Source organism: Oleiphilus sp. HI0061 (assembly GCF_001635675.1).
The window spans coordinates 1-440 of sequence record NZ_LWFE01001371.1 but is presented as its reverse complement, the minus strand read 5'-3'; the positions used below and the strand labels follow the sequence as shown (position 1 = coordinate 440).

At 41.6% G+C, this 440-nt stretch carries 1 protein-coding gene; it reads right to left on the bottom strand.

What is annotated here, in order from left to right:
* Window positions 1–440, bottom strand: a 440-nt coding sequence (locus A3735_RS21640) for a class I adenylate cyclase (protein ID WP_197485967.1), incomplete at both ends; no start/stop codon positions are given.

Genomic DNA, 440 nt, shown 5'->3' with positions numbered 1-440 from the left:
CTTACTCTCTGACCAACCCCAGGTTCGGACAATTTTTTCCAATAGTTTTCTCTGCCATGAAGGCCCCCTTCCCGATGGGGATCGAGAGAGTTTTTTCGCAACTTTAATGTAAAAGCTCTTCTGAACAATATCGAGCCGTTTATGTTCTTTTCTTTTATTTAAATAAGCTTCGAGACGCTGATAGACAAGAAGATATGGATCCAGATCTTCAATACCTAATTCATCATCATAAACAGCGCGCTTATAAACCTGACTCAAAGTTTCAGCTTCCGGAAGCTCTTGGGCATAAACTTCCGCCAGCAAGATTTTCAGTACTGATTTATAGGGCGAGTCCAGGCCTTTATATAGCTGCCATAGCCCAGCACCTATCAACTCACTTTTAGGAATAAACGCAGCGCTACCAAAATCGAGAACCTCTTGCTGTTTAATAAAACGTTTAC